The organism is Salibacterium qingdaonense (assembly GCF_900114715.1).
Lineage (GTDB): Bacteria > Bacillota > Bacilli > Bacillales > Marinococcaceae > Salibacterium > Salibacterium qingdaonense.
Genome location: NZ_FOTY01000006.1, coordinates 1 through 18433 on the forward strand (window position 1 = coordinate 1; position 18433 = coordinate 18433).

General features: G+C 46.2%; 15 protein-coding genes, 1 other RNA gene and 2 pseudogenes. 2 read left to right on the plus strand and 16 right to left on the minus strand.

Annotation, left to right across the window (positions count from 1 at the left end; genetic code table 11):
• The 3 genes and pseudogenes from BM058_RS06740 to BM058_RS06750 all read right to left on the minus strand — a co-directional run.
• Positions 1 to 237 (minus strand): annotated as a pseudogene (locus BM058_RS06740) (IS1380 family transposase); the annotation flags it as partial.
• 265 nt (positions 238 to 502) lie between these two features.
• Positions 503 to 925: a hypothetical protein gene (locus BM058_RS06745; RefSeq protein WP_090926270.1), complete on the minus strand. Its 423-nt coding sequence runs from the start codon at positions 923 to 925 to the stop codon at positions 503 to 505.
• On the minus strand, positions 922 to 1131 hold the full coding sequence (locus BM058_RS06750; protein WP_090926271.1) for a helix-turn-helix transcriptional regulator: 210 nt from the start codon (positions 1129 to 1131) through the stop codon (positions 922 to 924). The genes BM058_RS06745 and BM058_RS06750 overlap by 4 nt, the downstream gene beginning before the upstream one ends.
• A gap of 194 nt (positions 1132 to 1325) precedes the next feature.
• Here BM058_RS06750 and BM058_RS06755 point away from each other — a divergent pair, with 194 nt between their 5' ends.
• On the plus strand, positions 1326 to 1862 hold the full coding sequence (locus BM058_RS06755) for a transposase (protein WP_281244686.1): 537 nt from the start codon (positions 1326 to 1328) through the stop codon (positions 1860 to 1862).
• A gap of 746 nt (positions 1863 to 2608) precedes the next feature.
• Here the strand turns inward: BM058_RS06755 and BM058_RS06765 are convergent.
• Together BM058_RS06765 and BM058_RS06770 are read right to left on the minus strand one after the other, a co-directional pair.
• Positions 2609 to 3403, minus strand: coding sequence for an SDR family NAD(P)-dependent oxidoreductase (locus BM058_RS06765; RefSeq protein WP_090926274.1), 795 nt, complete (start codon positions 3401 to 3403; stop codon positions 2609 to 2611).
• Between the two features lie 43 nt (positions 3404 to 3446).
• Positions 3447 to 4454 (minus strand): AraC family transcriptional regulator, encoded by a 1008-nt coding sequence (locus tag BM058_RS06770; protein WP_090926275.1) that lies wholly within the window; start codon positions 4452 to 4454, stop codon positions 3447 to 3449.
• A gap of 392 nt (positions 4455 to 4846) precedes the next feature.
• Here BM058_RS06770 and BM058_RS06775 point away from each other — a divergent pair.
• Positions 4847 to 5963 (plus strand): annotated as a pseudogene (locus BM058_RS06775) (IS3 family transposase).
• A 318-nt stretch (positions 5964 to 6281) separates the two neighbouring features.
• Here BM058_RS06775 and ssrA read toward each other — a convergent pair.
• The 11 genes from ssrA to BM058_RS06830 form a co-directional block, all read right to left on the minus strand.
• Positions 6282 to 6646: a transfer-messenger RNA gene (gene ssrA / locus BM058_RS06780) on the minus strand.
• A gap of 77 nt (positions 6647 to 6723) precedes the next feature.
• Positions 6724 to 7197, minus strand: a complete 474-nt coding sequence (gene smpB / locus BM058_RS06785) for an SsrA-binding protein SmpB (protein WP_090926276.1) — start codon at positions 7195 to 7197, stop codon at positions 6724 to 6726.
• 121 nt (positions 7198 to 7318) lie between these two features.
• The gene (gene rnr / locus BM058_RS06790; RefSeq protein WP_090926277.1) at positions 7319 to 9625 is read right to left on the minus strand and encodes a ribonuclease R; all 2307 of its coding nucleotides are present in this window, start codon (positions 9623 to 9625) and stop codon (positions 7319 to 7321) included.
• A 57-nt stretch (positions 9626 to 9682) separates the two neighbouring features.
• On the minus strand, positions 9683 to 10438 hold the full coding sequence (locus tag BM058_RS06795; protein ID WP_090926278.1) for an alpha/beta hydrolase: 756 nt from the start codon (positions 10436 to 10438) through the stop codon (positions 9683 to 9685).
• Positions 10439 to 10634: 196 nt separating this feature from the next.
• Complete coding sequence (secG, locus tag BM058_RS06800) at positions 10635 to 10865, minus strand: preprotein translocase subunit SecG (protein WP_090926279.1); 231 nt, start codon at positions 10863 to 10865, stop codon at positions 10635 to 10637.
• A gap of 129 nt (positions 10866 to 10994) precedes the next feature.
• Positions 10995 to 12278 (minus strand): phosphopyruvate hydratase, encoded by a 1284-nt coding sequence (gene eno, locus BM058_RS06805; RefSeq protein WP_090926280.1) that lies wholly within the window; start codon positions 12276 to 12278, stop codon positions 10995 to 10997.
• Between the two features lie 18 nt (positions 12279 to 12296).
• Positions 12297 to 13829: a 2,3-bisphosphoglycerate-independent phosphoglycerate mutase gene (gpmI, locus tag BM058_RS06810; protein ID WP_090926281.1), complete on the minus strand. Its 1533-nt coding sequence runs from the start codon at positions 13827 to 13829 to the stop codon at positions 12297 to 12299.
• Positions 13826 to 14584 carry a triose-phosphate isomerase gene (tpiA, locus tag BM058_RS06815; RefSeq protein WP_090926282.1) on the minus strand — a complete coding sequence of 253 codons (759 nt, stop codon included), beginning with the start codon at positions 14582 to 14584 and terminating at the stop codon, positions 13826 to 13828. Before tpiA ends, gpmI begins: the two co-directional genes overlap by 4 nt.
• A 31-nt stretch (positions 14585 to 14615) precedes the next feature.
• A complete protein-coding gene (locus BM058_RS06820) occupies positions 14616 to 15800 on the minus strand; it encodes a phosphoglycerate kinase (RefSeq protein WP_090926421.1) in 1185 nt (394 codons plus the stop codon).
• Positions 15801 to 15954: 154 nt separating this feature from the next.
• Positions 15955 to 16959, minus strand: a complete 1005-nt coding sequence (gap, locus tag BM058_RS06825) for a type I glyceraldehyde-3-phosphate dehydrogenase (protein ID WP_090926283.1) — start codon at positions 16957 to 16959, stop codon at positions 15955 to 15957.
• A gap of 102 nt (positions 16960 to 17061) precedes the next feature.
• The gene (locus BM058_RS06830; RefSeq protein WP_090926284.1) at positions 17062 to 18081 is read right to left on the minus strand and encodes a sugar-binding transcriptional regulator; all 1020 of its coding nucleotides are present in this window, start codon (positions 18079 to 18081) and stop codon (positions 17062 to 17064) included.
• Positions 18082 to 18433 lie beyond the last annotated feature (352 nt).

The window sequence follows — 18433 nt, forward strand, 5'->3', positions numbered from 1 at the left end:
ATCACCGCGGGATTCTTCTATCCAGTCAAAATCATTTTTTCCCTGAGAGAGAAGACCGAGATAGCTGTACACGACATCGCCGTGGGAAATCGCGGCCGACGATGTTAAGCCGGGCATGGATAAGGAATGGAGACGTTTATGTAAGTTCAAGGATTGAAGAAGTTCCCCTATCAAGAGAAGTCCACTGGCAGATATAATATAATTATCCGTTAATTGGATATCAAATCGACGTTTCATTTTTTCACCTTCCGGGTGCATTCATCCAATAAGATGAATAGGATCTTATCCCCTATTTTATCAAGGTTTTGAAGGGTATGTCGAAAGATATCATTACGGATTCAGGAGGAGATATAGTAGTAGACTCAACTAAGAATCTATAATCATACTCACTTTCTTTCATATCCAGAATCTTAAAGTTTGATAGATTAATCATATTGGTTAACGTTTTATACTATCCTTTGCAAAATATCGGTTCTTTGTTAAAACCTGTTTTAAAATCCTATTACCTTCTTTTAATAATAAGAGCACCTATCCCTACAATCCAAATATAAGCAAAGAAAAAGAGCCATAGATAAAGAATTGAAATCGACTCATTTCCTAAAAGTGTGAAAACTGCTAAAGCCACAAATAAAATAGCTAAGGAAATATGAGATGTATATGCAAAAAGACGGAAAACATTGTGGATGACTCGTTCATCTGCTTCGGGCAAATTATCTCTTTTGTGTTTCTGTTTAATCACCTGAATTACTGTCAAAATGATAGTTGCTACCAAACCACCTGTAAGCACTTCATACGGAAATTCACCTTGAAAAATATAAGCAAGAAATGAACCCAGAACAGCACCAATAAAAGTACAAGTAATAATAAAGTATGGTTTCCACTTTTCTAAAATCTTTCCCCATTTTTTTCTGTCCTTTACACTCATTTGTCATCCTCCTCTAAAATAAATATTTCATTTATTGGCATATCAAAATATGCTATTAATTTTAATGCCAACTCAAGACTGGGATTATACTTATTTTTTTCAATTGCATTTATAGTTTGACGTGTAACTTGTAGATCTTCAGCCATTTTAACTTGAGTTATACCTTTTTTTTGGCGGATTTCTCGAATATGGTTAATTACCTTCATTAATCACCCCTCCAAATCAAAGTAAAGATATCTTTACACATACAATAACAAAAAACCGATCTAATGTAAAGCAGTCTTTACAGTGGGTCGGTATTATTTCTACACGATAATCCGATTTATGATTTCGTAGCTATTATACTTTTTAACTGGTATTCCACACGATAATCCGAATACCCGATTATTTAAACTACTACATTGAAGACGACGAAATTGAAAAGTTTCGGAGGCAGATGGAAAGCAGAAAAAAAGCGATGCAGAAGCAGGGGAAATATGCTGGCAGCGGACGTGTCGGACACGGTACTAAAACACGAGTTGACCCACTTAAAGTCATTCGAGATAAAATAGCCAATTTCCGGGAAACCAAAAACCATCAGTATTCCCGCTACGTCGTGGACATGGCTGAAAAGCACGAATGTGCCACCATTCAAATGGAAGAACTTAAGGGGATTCATCAGGATGATGCTTTCTTAAAAAGATGGTCCTATCATGACCTGCAGGAAAAAATCACATACAAAGCGGAGGAGAAAGGCATTCAGGTTTTAAAGATCGATCCCCAAAAGACTTCGCAGCGTTGTCATCAGTGTGGTAATATAGACAGCGACAATAGAAAAGAACAGGCAACTTTTCTGTGTACCTCATGTGGGATGGAAACGAATGCGGACTTCAATGCAGCTAAAAACATTGCAATACCAAGTATTGAACAAATCATACAAACCGAGATGAACAGTTAAATTTATTTGGGCGCTTTCTCGTCCATAAAACGAGAAGTACCGTCCATAGTGGCGGCAACACTCATGAAGGTAGCCTATCATCAAAGTTGGGCTGAAATCTCAGTCACAAAAACCGACTGGGGAACCCTCACACTACATAATTGGTAGATTCAAAACGGTCGTCGACCTTTAGTAGCGTAAAAACCCCAGGGGATCGACGACAGCAAGAACCCTTGAATCACGGGACTTGAATAGAAAAGATGGTATTAACCTATCAATCTTCGAACACATTGAAGTCCTGTCCTATCGGCTTTTAATGGGGTTTTAATCTTACCTTAGAGGGTTTGAAACGGATGCACCGATGAAGTCACCACGCCCTTGATGGACTGTTTTGATCTTCCCTTTAAGTCGATTAAATATAATACTAACGAAAAAAGTAAGGATACAATAATTGAAGCACTCAGGCATAGGGTTAAAGAGTTGGAAAAAGCAAACAAAGAATTAAAAGAGGAAAACAAAGACCTTATTGGAAAATTATACGAAAACTATAATTCAAACAATTGATAAAAAAGGCGGTCGTTTTATTGATCGCCTTTTTTAACTCTTGCATCCGTTAATGTTATGTGAAAATAAAGTTGTTCAAATTGATATTTGCTCCACAACCGCGCCTGATGTTTGAATAGCCTCTTTCTAATTTTTGCTGATATTCTAGAACAAGGACAACGCCTTAGCATGATGCTATTTCACATTTCTATACTTGAAGAGCGTTAAAAGATAGTCGGTACCAGCCCACCATCCATACGGATTGGGGACCCTTTAAATGCGGATGCATAAGGGCTGCAGACAAATGTAGTTAGCCTTCCTATTTCAGTAGGTCTAATAAATCTTTGTATCTCAGATTGAGGTAGGTTTGCAGTCATAAATTCCTTCTCTTTCTCTGAAAAAGTCATATCTTTATTATCGTACATACCCTCAATGATTTGATGCACATTTTCAGAGAGTGTTGGTCCTGGCATGATCGTATTGACCGTAACATCTTTTCCTATTGTTAATTTAGATAAGCTTTTTGACAATGATAATAGCATTGATTTTGTCATACAATACTGAGGCATTTGTCCTGAAGGCATCACTGCTTCTTCACTCGCAATAAAGATAATCCGGCCGAACTCATTGTTCAACATTTTAGGTAAATAAAATTTAGATAAACTATTTGCAGCAAGAACATTGGTACGGAAGTATTTTTCCCATACTTCATCGTCAACGTCCTCATATTGCATGATTTCATAAATACCCATATTGTTAACTAAAATATCAATATTGGGATACTTTTCGAATAAAATTTTTCGTTGTTCAACATCCACAATATCGGCTGCAGCATTTTGAGGAGAGGTTGTAGGGAAATCTGATTTAATTTCATTTACAATTCGCTCTACCTGTTCATAATTTCGGCCATTAATAAGGACATTAACACCTTCCTTTGCAAGCTCAATAGCAATTACTTTACCTATACCTTTTGTTGAGCCTGTAACTAAAGCTGTTTTGTTGGTTAGTCCCATGTCCATAATACATTTCTCCTTTTCATTTATAGTTAAAAACAAGGTCAGTTTATCGAGTTGTACCTAAATGTTCAGTACGCCAATTTGAGGGCGTATCTCCCTCCCAAAGCCGAAAGGCCCGATAGAACGAGTTTTGATTTTCATAACCAATCAGGAAGGCAACTTCGCGAATATCGAGCGAGGGATCTGCTAAGTACTCTCGTTCCTGTTCTTGTCGGACTTGTGTTAACAGATGTTTAAAGCTCGTCCCTTCGTCATGAAGACGGCGCTGCAAGGTGCGATTGCTCATCCCTAACTCGCCTGCGACAGTCTGGATGTTGGAACGCCCTCCTGGCAGGCTGCGTTTCATGATCCACTTGACCATCTTGGTAATTGAATTGCCAGGTTGCTGCTCATCTGCCGATTGGTCCAATACGGGGGTCAGAATTTCCAGCAACTCTGCGTTGTACGAGACAAAGGGGCGGTCCAGGTCACTTCTATGGAGCGTCAATTTGTCACGACTTCCACCGATTTGGACACGGCATCCGAAGTAAGTTTCAAGCGACTGAGCGTCGCCCATTAAATGCGAAAATTCAACGGACTTCGCCGTCAATGGCTGACCAGTTCCCCGGCGTCCTAACTCTAAAAGAAACGCAAGCGTAATACCAATTAACATCGACGGACCCGGTTGCTCTGTATACAACCATCCCAGTTCGATAGTACATTCATCGCCTTCCTCTGTGATAAGTAAGCTTTCAGGGGGGCACAGTCGTTTATACCGAGCCATGCGTGTTAGTGCGTCGCGGTAGTCACGAGCGTGGTAAGCTGCTAAAACAGTTGGTGGAAAATGAACTGTTTCGTAGCCGGCCGTTAGCTTGATGATTCCTTTAGCTGTGTCACCTATGATATCGGAATACGCCTGCCAAATTGAGAAATATTGGGGGGTGGTAACAACTGGTTCATTAATGATAGTGAGTGGAAGTCCTGCTTTTCGGGCTACTTCATGGGGGGCAATCCCTAATTGGCGTAATCCCGTCCAAAATCCTGCCGGGAATTTAATACGAGTATAAGACGTCATTTATAAACCCCCTTAGCCATCTATAACTTGACCTGTGTCTACCCTGTTGGCAGGATAGTTATCATATTACCAATCCAATGCTGTTTTGTAACTAGCAAAAGACGACATACAACTAATTGTTTACGTCAAATTAATCCTGTTGATGTGATTGAAAATGTATTAGCGTTTTTTTGTTATTCCTATTCAATAGGGAGTACATTCTGAGTTATCATAAAACGACCTGCTCTCCTTCTTCCACAAACATTGAGCCGATTCTAGCGCAAACCTTATGCGATAACTGCGTCCGATGATTGAAGACTTGAAATCGAGATAATCCGGCCTGGATGGGTTACACTTAGTTGGACAGATTCATTAAGGTCATATAGACTTAGATCAAATAAACGCTGAGGGGAATCAATAGGACCAGACGAACAAGAAGAAGCTTCACGAAAGAATGTAAAGAACAAATCGTTCAGCTACACGCTTTAGGCAAACCTAGATCCGAAATTATCAAAGAATATGAGCTGACGCCTTCTGCCTTTGATAAGTGGGTTAGCCAATCCCGGACCAGTGGGTCCTTTGAAGAGAAAGACAACCGTACTCCTGAGCAGGAAGAACTGACTCGACTAAGGAAAGAAAACCAAAAGCTTGCCATGGAGAATGATATTTTAAAGCAGGCCGCGCTGATCATGGGACGAAAGTAGATGTGATCCGGAACAACCGCCACAAATACTCGGTATCAGCAATGTGCGACGTCCTACAAATACCAAGAAGTACGTATTATTATGAAGCTCAAATCCGTGATGACCAGGATGAAGAATTGGCTGCACGGATCGTCGAAATCTTTAAAAACAGCCGGAATATTTATGGGCAGAGAAAGATAAAAAAAGAACTAGAAAAGCTGGGATGGACAGTCTCTCGCCGTCGTATTGGAAGAATCATGAAGGAACAAGGTCTTGTGTCAAAATATACGGTTGCTCCATACAAACCGACGAGAATGCCCAGTAACGAATCAGAAGTCGGAAATACATTAAATCGAGCGTTTAATCAAGACCAGGAATTGAAAGTGATTGGGAGCGATTTAACCTATGTTCGAGTACAGCAGAAGTGGCATTACATCTGCGTTTTAGTAGATTTATATAATCGCGAGATTATCGGCTACAGCGCAGGCCCTCATAAAAGTGCTGCATTAGTTCAACGTGTCTTCGCATCGGTGAAATACAACCTTCATCGTCTTGAAGTATTTCATACTGATAGAGGTAGTGAGTTTAAAATCAACTCATCGACCAGGCCCTCGAAACCTTTGGCATTGAACGCTCATTGAGTGAAAAAGGAACGCCCTACGACAACGCCGTAGCAGAAGCTACGTTTAAGACCATCAAAACGGAGTTTGTCCACGGTTCTAGCTTCCCTAACCAATACGAACTTGACCTCGAACTATTTGATTATGTTCATTGGTTCAATCCTATTCGCATTCATGGATCACTAGATTATTTAACACCAGCTGAATACAAGTCTAAGCACCTTTAAATATTTGTTCAGTTTAGTGTTGATATACCACGTATCAAAAGGCATTTGAATAACAATCATCTACTTCACCCGTAGTGACGGCTTCACTGATACTATAACTTTATTCAATTAAATGGCCCGATTGTTTAATTATATTGTATCAGAATTATTAGATAAATTTTAAACTTTATCTAATAAGTGTTGTATTAAAAACGAACATTTATTGTAGAGCCGATTTTTTGCATTTTAAATATGTTTATTACATTCGGTTTGAAAACGAAAAAAGCATGAGCATTCCAACAGGAACACTTATGCTTCACTTCGGTTCATTATTATGTATGGTGGAGACGGTGGGAATCGAACCCACGTCCAGAGATATCGCTGACTGAGCTTCTACGAGCGTAGTCACTATATTATGATTCGCCGCTGCTTTGGCTTAGTGACAAGCCGCTGCAGGGCTAGTCTGATTGGTCTCTTCTGCCAGCCTCAGACGGTGGCTGGACAGCGTAGCCCACTATTAGTGAGACCCCGTATCACTCCACATGGGCGATGGAGAGCGGGATCCGCAGAAAACTGCTTATGCAGCTACTGCGAGGTTTTCTTCTTGTTTGCCAGTTATTATTGGCGTGGGCCTTTTTCGAGGCCTGCCCAGCTCGGCTCGCAACTCAGCCTCGACCTATCTCTGTCGAAGCCGTGTCGTCCCCATTTGTAGAAAAAGGAGATACATTCAAATCCCCTTTGGACATTTAATTATAACACATACACACGCAGATGCAAGGGATTATTCCCCTTTCATCTGGCGACGTACCGCACGGTCCATTTCACGTTTGGCGTCTTTTTCCTTAAGAGCCTGGCGTTTGTCGTATTTCTTCTTCCCTCTGGCAACACCAATTAATACTTTAGCTACACCGCGCTTAATGTACACTTTCAGCGGTATAACCGAGTATCCGGGTTCCTGGCTTTTGCCGATCAGCTTGTTGATTTCCCGGCGGTGCAGCAGCAGTTTCCGCGTCCGGAGCGGATCGTGGTTGAACTGGTTCCCCTGTTCATACGGACTGATATGCATGTTATGGAGAAACATTTCGCCGTTATCCACTTTTGCGAAGCTGTCCTTAATATTGACCCGTCCGGCGCGGATCGCTTTAATCTCTGTTCCTTTCAGCGCCAGTCCGGCTTCGAACGTTTCTTCGATAAAAAAGTCATGACTCGCTTTGCGGTTCTGCGCGAGCACTCTTCCTTCCGTTTTTGTCGCCATCTCCCGTTCACCTACTTTACTTCATCATTTCTATATCGTAGCAAAACAGGATAAAAACCGTCAACACAGGACCGCTCCCACCCTCTCCGGATGAGATACGTGTCCTGCGGCAGAAAAAGGGTTATTTTTTCTTTTTGTTCCCTTTATTTTTCGGGGCATTCTGGTAAAAAGCTTTATTGTCACCGCCGTTATTTTTACCTTTCTGCCTTCCTTTCTTTGCTTTCGGGTTATCTTTTTTGGAACGGTCGCCCCCTTCAATAACGGTCGGGCTGTCTTTTTTCTTCCGCTTTTTCGGCGGTTTCATCCCGACGATTTCAAAATCGATATCAGCTTCGTCGAGATTGACCTGCAGCACCCGGACCTCAACCTGGTCGCCGATGCGGTAGATATTCCCGGTCCGTTCCCCGATGAGCGCGTACTGTTTTTCGTCGTAATGATAGTAGTCATCGGTCAGGTAACTGATATGCACCATGCCCTCGATGGTGTTCTCGAGTTCGACGAACAAGCCGAAGTTGGCGGCCCCGCTGATAAATCCGGTGAATTCTTCGCCTACTTTGTCTTTCATATACTGCGCTTTCTTCATATCGTCGACTTCCCTTTCGGCGTCCACGGCGCGGCGTTCCATGTCCGAGGAGTGCTTGGCGATGTCGGGAAGTTTCTCTCTCCAGGCTTCTTTCGTCTTTCCACCGAGATTTTTATTCACGAGGTATTCCCGGATCAGACGGTGGACAATCAGGTCCGGATAACGGCGGATCGGGGACGTAAAGTGTGTATAGAAGTCCGAAGCGAGCCCGAAGTGGCCGAGGTTATCCGCATCATAGCGGGCCTGCTGCATCGAGCGAAGCAGCACCGTATTAATCACTGCTTCTTCCGGTTCTCCTTTTACTTGATCGAGCACTTTCTGCATGGCGCTTGGGTGAATGGTGTTGGCGGTACCTTTCACGACGTAGCCGAAGTTGGTCACAAACTCGAGGAATCTCTCGAGTTTCTCCGAATCCGGATCCTCGTGGACGCGGTAGATAAACGGCACGTTCATCCAGTGGAAGTGCTCAGCCACCGTTTCGTTGGCCGCGAGCATAAACTCTTCAATCAACCGTTCAGCAACAGAGCGATCGATCAGTTCCACGTCCTGCGGTGTTCCGTCCTCGTCGACTTTCACTTCCGCTTCTTTGAAGTCAAAATCGATGGCGCCGCGTGCGAACCGTTTTTCCCTTAGAATTGCTGCAAGCTCTTCCATCTGTTCAAAAAGCGGCACGAGGCTGCTGTATTTTTCTCTTGTTTCTTCGTCCTGCTGTTCCAGAATCAGGCGTACGTCGCTGTACGTCATGCGTTCACTCGTGCGGATGACACTCTCGAAAATGTCATGATCCACGACCTCGCCTTTTTCGTTGATTTCCATTTCACATGACAAGGTGAGGCGGTCGACTCTCGGGTTCAAACTGCATATGCCGTTGGAGAGCCGGTGGGGAATCATCGGAATGACACGGTCAACAAGATACACACTCGTCGCGCGCTCGTAAGCTTCTGTATCAATCGGAGAACCCTGCTCCACGTAATAGCTTACGTCAGCAATGTGGACGCCGAGTTTGTAGTTGCCATTATCGAGTTTCTTGACCTGTACCGCGTCGTCCAGGTCTTTCGCGTCGGCTCCGTCAATGGTGACGATCGTTTCGTCCCGCAGGTCCCGGCGCTGTGCTATTTCTTCGGATTTAATTTCATCAGCCGTGTTATTAGCATGCTCCAGCGCTTCTTCCGGAAAGTCACCGGGAAGTCCGTGTTTATGGATAATCGTCAGAATATCAACACCGGGGTCATTTTTATGCCCGATGATGTTTACGACTTTTCCTTCTGCACTGAAAAGGCCTTCCGGGTATTTCGAAATTTCCACGACTACTTTATGGCCGTCCACAGCACCATTTTCAGCGTCCTGTGGAATGAAGATATCATTGTTGATATGTTTATCGTCCACTTCCACAAAACCAAAAGAGCGGTTATCGATGTACGTTCCCACCACTTTGCTGACGCCGCGCTCGAGAATACGGACGATGGCGCCTTCGGGTTTGGAACCCGAGGATTTCTGCTGCACACGCACGAGCACGGTATCTTTATTCATGGCACCGTTCAGTTCATGCGCCGGCACAAACACATCCGCTTCTTCCTTGTTTTCAGGCAGAATAAAGGCAAAGCCTCGTTGATGGCTCTGTACTTCTCCTTTCAGCAGGTTCATTTTTTCCGGAATGCCGTAACGGTTGCTGCGGGTACGTACGATATCGCCGGATTCTTCCATTTCATTCAGGGCTTTCATCAGTTGTTTCGTTGCTTCGCCGTCTGTCATCTCAAAAGCTTCCTGTATTTCTTCGACCGACATCGGTTTGACGGCTTCTTCTTTCATATATTGCAGTAATTGCTGCTTCTCTTGCTCATCCATCTGGTTCATCTCCTTTCGTATCGATGTATCGTATGATCTGATAAGCATTTTTTTATTCTATTTGTCTGATTCCCAGTCCAGCCGCTCCAGAAACTGATAAATATCTTCATGGAGCTGTTCTTTTTCCGGACCATGGGTAATAACGTGGGACGAGTGTTCGTACCACTTCAATGTTTTATCATCGGATGCGATATTGTCATGAATGACATTCGCGCTTTCAGGATGCACCATCTTATCCTGAACAGCCTGGACGATAAAAGCCGGCGTGTAAATCATGTCGAGCGAGTCCTTTACTTCGTCGATCGTTTCATTGATGGAGTAGAGCGTGTCGACCGGCAGCTCTTCAAACGATGCCATTTCCTTTTCAATCTGCTCTTCGTCTTTGTCCTCCATTTTTTTGAAATCGCGCGCATACTGAAGGACACCTTGGTAGAGACGCTCTTTATTGTCTGTTGTAATGGCAGGGGCGCACATTGGTATGATACCCTTCAAATCAAACATGTATCCCGCCTTCAACGTCATCAGACCACCCAGGGAAAGGCCTGCCACGGCAATTTCTTCATAACCTTCGTTTTTCAGGTATTCCACTGCCTTTTCCACATCATACCACCAGGCATCTGTGTCGGCTTCCATCAGTTCTTCCGGAGGAACACCATGGCCGGATAAAATCGGTGCATGGCAGGTATATCCTTTTTTCTGCAGAAATCTGCCAAGCATCCGGACATCCGCTGAATTTCCTGTGAATGCATGAAGCAGCAGCACAGCCCGGTTTCCTCCTTCAAAGGTGAATGGTTTTGGTGGCACTATTTTCATCGTAGGTTCCCCTTTCTCTCTCTATGATTCCTATCTTCCAGGTATCAATATACCCTGTTTTACGCGATTCAAGCCCCTTCTTCAAAAGAAAAGCTTTTACGCTGCGCTGCACCGGATCCGCCTGCAAAGCATAAAAAAACAGCAGGAACTGTGTGGATCCCGCTGCTTTCGTTTATCGGCACACGATATTTTCTGTTTACAGAAAGTAACCAAGTAACAGAGTAAGCACAAAAAACAGTACAGCCAGTACAACGGTGGCACGGCTTAAAAAGGCTTCCACCCCGCGTGCTTTCTGTTTTCCGACCATCTGCTCTGCTCCGCCGGAAATAGCTCCGGATAAACCTGCGCTTCGACCGGACTGCAACAGTACAACGGCAATCAGCGAAAGCGACACAATAATCAGCAGTACGTAAAGCAACGTTTCCAAACCTGACACCTCCACGTCCAATTCACACTATTATTAATGTAACACAACCCTGTCCCATTGGCAAATATTCCTTAAAAGAAAAAGCAGAGACCGCAGCATATCAGAATGCTGCGGCCACTGGTATAGTGCTTATTTGTTCAGGTTATAAAACGCATTTTTCCCCGGATAGATGGACGTGTTTCCAAGCTCGTCTTCAATCCGGATTAATTGATTGTATTTTGCCACCCGGTCGGTACGGGACGGCGCGCCGGTTTTGATCTGGCCGGCATTAACCGCTACGGCGATATCTGCAATCGTAGCATCTTCTGTTTCACCGGAACGATGGGACACAACAGCTGTGTAACCCGCACGTTTTGCCATTTCCATCGCATCGAAGGTCTCCGTAAGCGTACCTATCTGGTTCACTTTGACAAGAATGGAGTTGCCGACTCCTTCTTCAATACCGCGGGACAGCTTGTTCGTGTTTGTAACAAAGAGGTCATCACCGACGAGCTGAACTTTGTCACCGATTGCGTCGGTAAGCTTCTTCCAGCCTTCCCAGTCGTTTTCGTCCAGACCGTCTTCAATCGATACAATCGGATATTTCTCAATGAGCTCCTTATAGAAGGAAATCATCTCATCCGCCGATTTCACAACGCCTTCGCCTTTCAGGTTATAACTTCCGTTTTCATAGATCTCTGAGGAAGCAGCATCCATGGCCAGCTGTATTTCTTCTCCCGGCTTGTATCCTGCTTTTTCAATGGCGGTCACAATGGTCTGCAGCGCTTCTTCATTGGAACCAAGGTCCGGAGCGAATCCGCCTTCGTCGCCCACACCGGTATTGTATCCTTTGTCTTTCAGTACTTTCTTCAGGTTATGGAAGATTTCAGCACCCATACGAAGCGCTTGTGGAAAGCTCTCTGCACCAACCGGCATGATCATGAATTCCTGAATATCAACGTTATTGTCGGCATGCTCGCCGCCGTTCAGGATATTCATCATTGGTACCGGAAGTGTCTTGGCATTAAATCCGCCAAGATATTCGTAGAGCGGAATGCCGAGGTCATCCGCTGCAGCATGCGCGGAAGCCGATGATACGCCGAGAATCGCATTGGCTCCAAAATTCTCTTTATTGTCGGTGCCGTCAAGCTCCAGCAGCAGGTCATCGATACCGGTTTGATCAGTCACTTCCATCCCAATTACTTCCGGCGCGATATCTTCATTGACGTGGTCTACTGCAGCAAGAACACCTTTACCCATATAGCGATCGCCGCCGTCACGGAGTTCCACGGCTTCGTGTTCCCCGGTCGAGGCACCGCTTGGAACGAGGGAGCGTCCAAAGGCTCCTGTTTCTGTATAAACTTCCACTTCCACGGTAGGATTTCCGCGGGAGTCAAGCACTTCGCGTGCGTAGATGTCAGTAATCATACTCATTTCTGCATTACTCCTTTGTTATTTTATTAGAGATTGTCCTGTCATTTCTTCGGGTTTGTCCATCTGAAGCAGATCGACGGCTGTCGGGCATAGATCGGCAAGAATACCTTCCTCCCGAAGTGTCAGACCCTGTTTGGTCACAATGACCGGAACCTGATTCGTCGTATGGGCCGTCATCGGCTCATCTTCAAGCGTAATCACTTCGTCCGCGTTGCCGTGATCGGCGGTGATAATCGCCTGTCCGCCTTTTTCGGTAATCAAATCCACAACCCGGCCAAGGCATTCATCTACCGCTTCCACGGCTTGAATGGTGGCGTCAAGTTTCCCGGAGTGGCCGACCATATCCGGATTGGCAAAGTTCAGGACGATAAAGTCATGACGATCAGCGTTGATCTCGTCCAGAAGAGCCTCCGTTACCTGATAGGCACTCATCTCCGGCTGCAGGTCATAGGTGGCAACTTTCGGAGAATCGATGAGAATGCGGTTCTCTCCTTCGAATTCTTCCTGGCGTCCCCCGTTGAAAAAGAAAGTGACATGGGGATATTTTTCCGTTTCCGCAATCCGGAGCTGGCTGCGCCCCGCTTCAGCGAGTGTTTCCCCCATTGTGTTCTTAAGGTCCTGCGGAGGGTAGGCGACTTCGGCCTGCACCGATTCACTGTAGTTCGTCATCGTGACAAAGTGCAGATTCTCCGGGGCCTTCTCCCCAGTATCAAACCCGTCGAACTCTTTACTCGTGAACACTTCCGACAGCTGAATGGCACGATCCGGCCGGAAATTGAAAAACACGACAGCATCTTCATCTTCGACCAATCCTGTTGGTTCCCCGTCTTCGTTTTTCAGCACGCAGGGTTCGAGAAACTCATCCCAGATTTCATTTTGATAAGACTGCTCAATCGCTTCTTCCGGGCTGTTAAATGCCGGACCGTCTCCGTATACAAGCACGCGGTACGATTTTTCAAGACGCTCCCAGCGCTGATCCCGGTCCATCGCATAGTAGCGGCCGTGCAAACTGGCCAGCCGGCCGACACCAATATCCTTCATTTTCTGCTGGAGCTGTTCCACGTACGACTTGGCCGTTGTCGGTCCGACATCGCGGCCGTCAAGAAAACCATGCACATAAACATTTTCAACGCCTTGTTCCTTCGCTGTGTCGAGCAGAGCAAAAAGGTGGTCGATATGGCTGTGCACGCCTCCGTCGGAGAGCAGACCGTAAAGGTGGAGGCTGCTGTTATGTTCTTTAGCATGCTCCACTGCTCCGGTCAGCGCCTCATTTTGATGAAACGTCTTTTCTTCAATTGCTTTGTTGATGCGGGTGAGGCTTTGATATACGACTCTGCCGGCTCCGATGTTCATATGGCCGACTTCCGAATTTCCCATCTGTCCTTCCGGGAGACCAACCGCTGTTCCGCAGGCTTCAAGACGGGTACGGGGATACATGTTCCAGTACCGGTCAAAATTCGGAGTATCTGCCTGCGCCACTGCATTTCCTTTCGTCTCCCCCCGGAGGGCGTAACCGTCCAGGATAATCAGTGCTACCGGCGCCTTACTCATTTTGCTCCCGCCTCTACAAGCTTAAGGAATGCGTCCGGTTTGAGGCTGGCTCCTCCGACAAGCGCACCATCAATATGTTCTTTTTCCATATAGCCGTCGATGTTTTCCGGCTTCACGCTGCCGCCGTACTGAATCCGTACTTTTTCAGCCGTGTCCTGATCATACAGCTCCGCCAAGACTTTACGGACTGTACCGCACGTTTCATCCGCATCTTCGGCGCTTGAGGATTTGCCGGTACCAATGGCCCAGATCGGCTCATAGGCTACAACAACGTCGGAAGCTTTCTCCGCACTGATTCCTTCGAAACCTTTTGCCACCTGCGCCCGTACAACCTTTTCTGTTTCATTGTTTTCACGCTGTTCAAGAGATTCACCGCAGCACATAATCGGTGTGATGCCGTAGCTGAACGCAGCGTGAACCTTCTGGTTGACACTTTCGTCGGTTTCATTGAACATCTCACGGCGTTCGGAGTGTCCGATGATCGAATACGTGATGCCAAGGTCTTTCAGCGCAGCCGGGCTGATTTCCCCGGTAAACGCACCGCTTTCCTCAAAATGCATCGTCTGGGCACCGATGTGAACATCCGAGCCTGCTGCTTTATCGTTCATTTCCTTTAAAAACAGAGCTGGTGCACACACTACCGTTTCCACTTCGTTACCGGAAGGGACATGTCCTTTGATTTCTTCGATGAACGACACGGCTTCTTCATGCGTTTTGTTCATTTTCCAGTTTCCTGCAATAATCGGCTTTCTCACACGTAAAACTCCTTCCCGTTATCTGTACGTTTTATCTGTCATTCAGTGCTGCGACACCCGGCAGTACTTTTCCTTCCATAAACTCAAGTGATGCTCCGCCGCCGGTGGAAATGTGGCTCATCTGATCAGCGAGACCAAATTTCTCAACAGCTGCAGCCGAATCGCCGCCGCCAATAACCGTGTAGGTGTTGTCAGCTTGCGCGAGCGCTTCGCCTACGCCTCTTGTACCTTTGGAAAACAGGTCAAATTCAAAAACACCCATCGGTCCATTCCATAGTACCAGTTTGGAATTCTGAATGACATCGGTATAAGTATCGATTGTTTTCGGTCCGATATCAAGTGCTTCCCAGTCGGAAGGGATATTATCGATGTTGACGATTCTGGTATCCGCCTCATTGCTTAAATCATCCGCGATGGTGACATCAAGCGGCATGTAAAAGTTGACGCCGTTTTCTTCGGCTTTTTTCATGTAGTCTTTCGCCAGCTGCAGTTTATCTTCGTCCAGCAGCGATTTGCCGATTTCGTATCCTTTGGCTTTAACGAAGGTATAGGCAAGTCCGCCTCCGATGATAAGGTTGTCGACTTTATCGAGCAGGTAATCGATAACTCCGATTTTGTCTTTTACTTTCGCCCCGCCGATAATAGCGGTGAACGGGCGGTCCGGATCTTCAAGCGCCTGGCCGAGCACTTCAAGTTCTTTTTCCATCAGAAGCCCGGAGACAGATGGGAGATGACGGGCGATACCTTCTGTGGAAGCATGGGCACGGTGGGCGGCGCCGAATGCGTCGTTGACATAAACATCCGCAAGAGACGCGAGGTTTTTGGAAAGAGTTTCATCATTTTCTTCCTCGCCCGCTTCAAAGCGGAGATTTTCAAGAAGCAGCACTTCTCCTTCAGTCAATTCTCCGGCTGCTTTTTCAGCTTCTTTTCCATAAACTTCATCCACTTTTTTTACGTCTTTCTGGAGAAGTTCTCCAAGCCGCACCGCTGCAGGGCCGAGACGCAGTTCGTCGTGGGCTTCGCCATCCGGACGGCCGAGGTGGCTTCCGAGAATGACTTTTGCCCCTTGATCGATCATATGCTGAATCGTCGGCAGAGCAGCGCGGATCCGTGTATCATCCGTGACTTCTCCTTCTTTCATCGGTACATTAAAATCAACACGGCAGAAAACCGTTTTTCCTTTTAAATCGATATCTCTGATCGACTTCTTATTCATGAAAGAGCCTCCTTTATTTCCTTCCCTTTTGTCCATGTTCCCGGAGAACCAGGATGAAAAACCGAAAGTCTGCGGGGCATCCGCAGAAAAGGTCTTTGACATGGAAAAGAAAGGGAGTATTTGTTACTCCCTTTCCATTGTTTCCCGGTTTGTTTTACTGCTGTTTGGCCATGTAAGCAACAAGGTCTACGAGACGGCTGGAGTAGCCGAATTCATTGTCATACCAGGAAATGACTTTTACCATGTTGTCTTCCATGATCATGGTGGAAAGCGCATCTATCGTGGAAGAAGTTGGAGTGCTGTTGTAGTCTCCGGATACGAGAGGTTCTTCACTGTAGCCGAGAACGCCTTTCAGTTCATTTTCGGAGGCTTCTTTCAGCGCATTGTTTACGTCTTCTGCTGTTACATCCTGTTCGAGCTCTGCAACAAAGTCAACGAGGGATACGTTTGGTGTCGGCACACGCATCGCAGCACCGTTAAGCTTGCCATCCAGTTCAGGAAGGACAAGAGCAACCGCTTTGGCAGCGCCGGTTGATGTCGGGATGATATTCTCAGCAGCTGCGCGGGCACGACGGTAGTCTTTATGCGGCAGGTCGAGAATCTGCTGATCGTTTGTATAGGAGTGAACCGTGTTCATAAGACCACGCTTCACACCGAACTTGTCATGCAGAACTTTTGCTACCGGTGCAAGACAGTTTGTTGTGCAGGACGCATTGGAAACAACGTCGTGTGCTGCTGGATCGTACGTGTTCTCGTTAACGCCCATGACAAACGTAGCGTCTGTTTCTTTACCAGGCGCGGAGATGATAACTTTTTTGGCGCCGGCTTCGAGGTGCTTGGCAGCATCATCGCGTTTTACAAACAGACCGGTCGATTCAACAACCAGTTCAACGCCGGCTCCACCCCAGTTGATGTCAGCCGGATTTTTCTCCGCTGTTACGCGGATTTCTTTCCCGCCGATTACGAGGTTATCGCCGTTTACTTCCACTTTTTCTTCAAGACCGCCGTGCACGGAGTCATAGCGGAGAAGGTGTGCCAGCATTTCCGCGTCTGTCAGGTCGTTGATTGCTACAACCTCTACATCGTCATTTTTAAGTGCGGCACGGAATACAACGCGTCCGATTCGTCCAAAACCGTTAATACCAATTTTCGTTGCCATAAATAAAATCCTCCCTTTAATAATAATTCCTTTATTTACAGTCCGCCGGCGTCCTTCTGGAAGCACCGGCAGAATGTGAGCATGATCAACATCCGGGACGGGTCAATCCCCAAGCACCGCCTGGGCGGCCCCTTCATCTGTAATCAGTACATCACTCGGTCTGTAATTCATGTAGGCACTGATAGCTTCGGCCTTTGAAGCACCGCCTGCCACCGTTATCACTTTCTGGTTTTCCTGCAGTTCATCAAGCTGAAGACCGATTGTCTTTTCCTTATGGACGATTTGTCCGTTTCGGTCAAAGTAGTACCCAAATGCTTCTGCTGCTGCCTCTTTTTCCTGCAGAACGCGGAGAATATCATCTTCGGCGCCGCGGCGTACTGCCATGGTCGAGGCCGCTCCGACCCCGTGAACGACAATTCCCGCGCGCCGTATCAGACGCAGGAGTTCTTTAATACCGGGTTCAAGTACGAGAGACTCCCTTGCTTCCCGGCTGAGCTGATCGGGAACGTGCAGCAGCCGGTAGTTCCCTTTTGCTTTAACGGCCATCGTGGAGCTGATGGTGTTGGACTGGATTTCCACTTTTTCGCCAAGTCCTCCGCGGGCCGGAACAAATGTAACAGAACTGAATTTCTCGTCCGGGGTCATCATCTGTGCCACATCCGCAAGAGTTGTCCCCCCTGCGACAGCCACGATGTCTTCCGGCTGCAGCATGTCTTTCATCTGCTGGATGCAGGCCCTTCCCAATTCTTTTTTTACCCACGAATAGCGGTCACTATTCCCGGGTACGATAATGACCCGGTCAACCTGAAGCCGCTCAGCGACTTCTTTTTCCCGGTCAGCAAGGCCGGTGACAGATTCCATGGTCTCTTCGAGGCCCTCGAGCAGTGCTTCTCCGTCTTCGGTAAGCACCATACCTCCCGACCCGATGTGGATAAGGCTCTGTTCTTTCAGGAACAGCACCTCACCCCGGAGAATACGTTCCGAAATGTCAAGGCTCCCTGCAAGTGTTCGTCTGCCGACCGGCTGCATCAGACGCAGGTACTGAAGAATCTGGTATCTTTTTTCCATCACCTCTAGTACATCCGGCTGGAGTTTTTTTTGTAATTCAATTAATTGTCGCATATGTACTCCTCACCAGATCTGCATCCGGGACTGAATACGTCCCGGCGTGACATTTTAAGTCCCGCTTAAGCGTAAAAAAAAGAAAGTTCCTATCTCTTATATCTTATCAATATATGAGCTGACAGGCAATAAAAGTTTTTGTTTATTATGCCCCTCTCAGGGACAGCAGAAAAATATTCATGACAGCCGTTTTCATCGGAAGTTTGAATCCTTGAAAAAACGGATAGTATACAAAAGGATTATCGATTCCCTTATCGAATAAGAAAAATAGTGAAATCCCTGCCGGTAAATTATTCGAGGTTTTCGATTCCATCATGTACAATGAGAGGCGGAACATCATTCAGTAACCAGT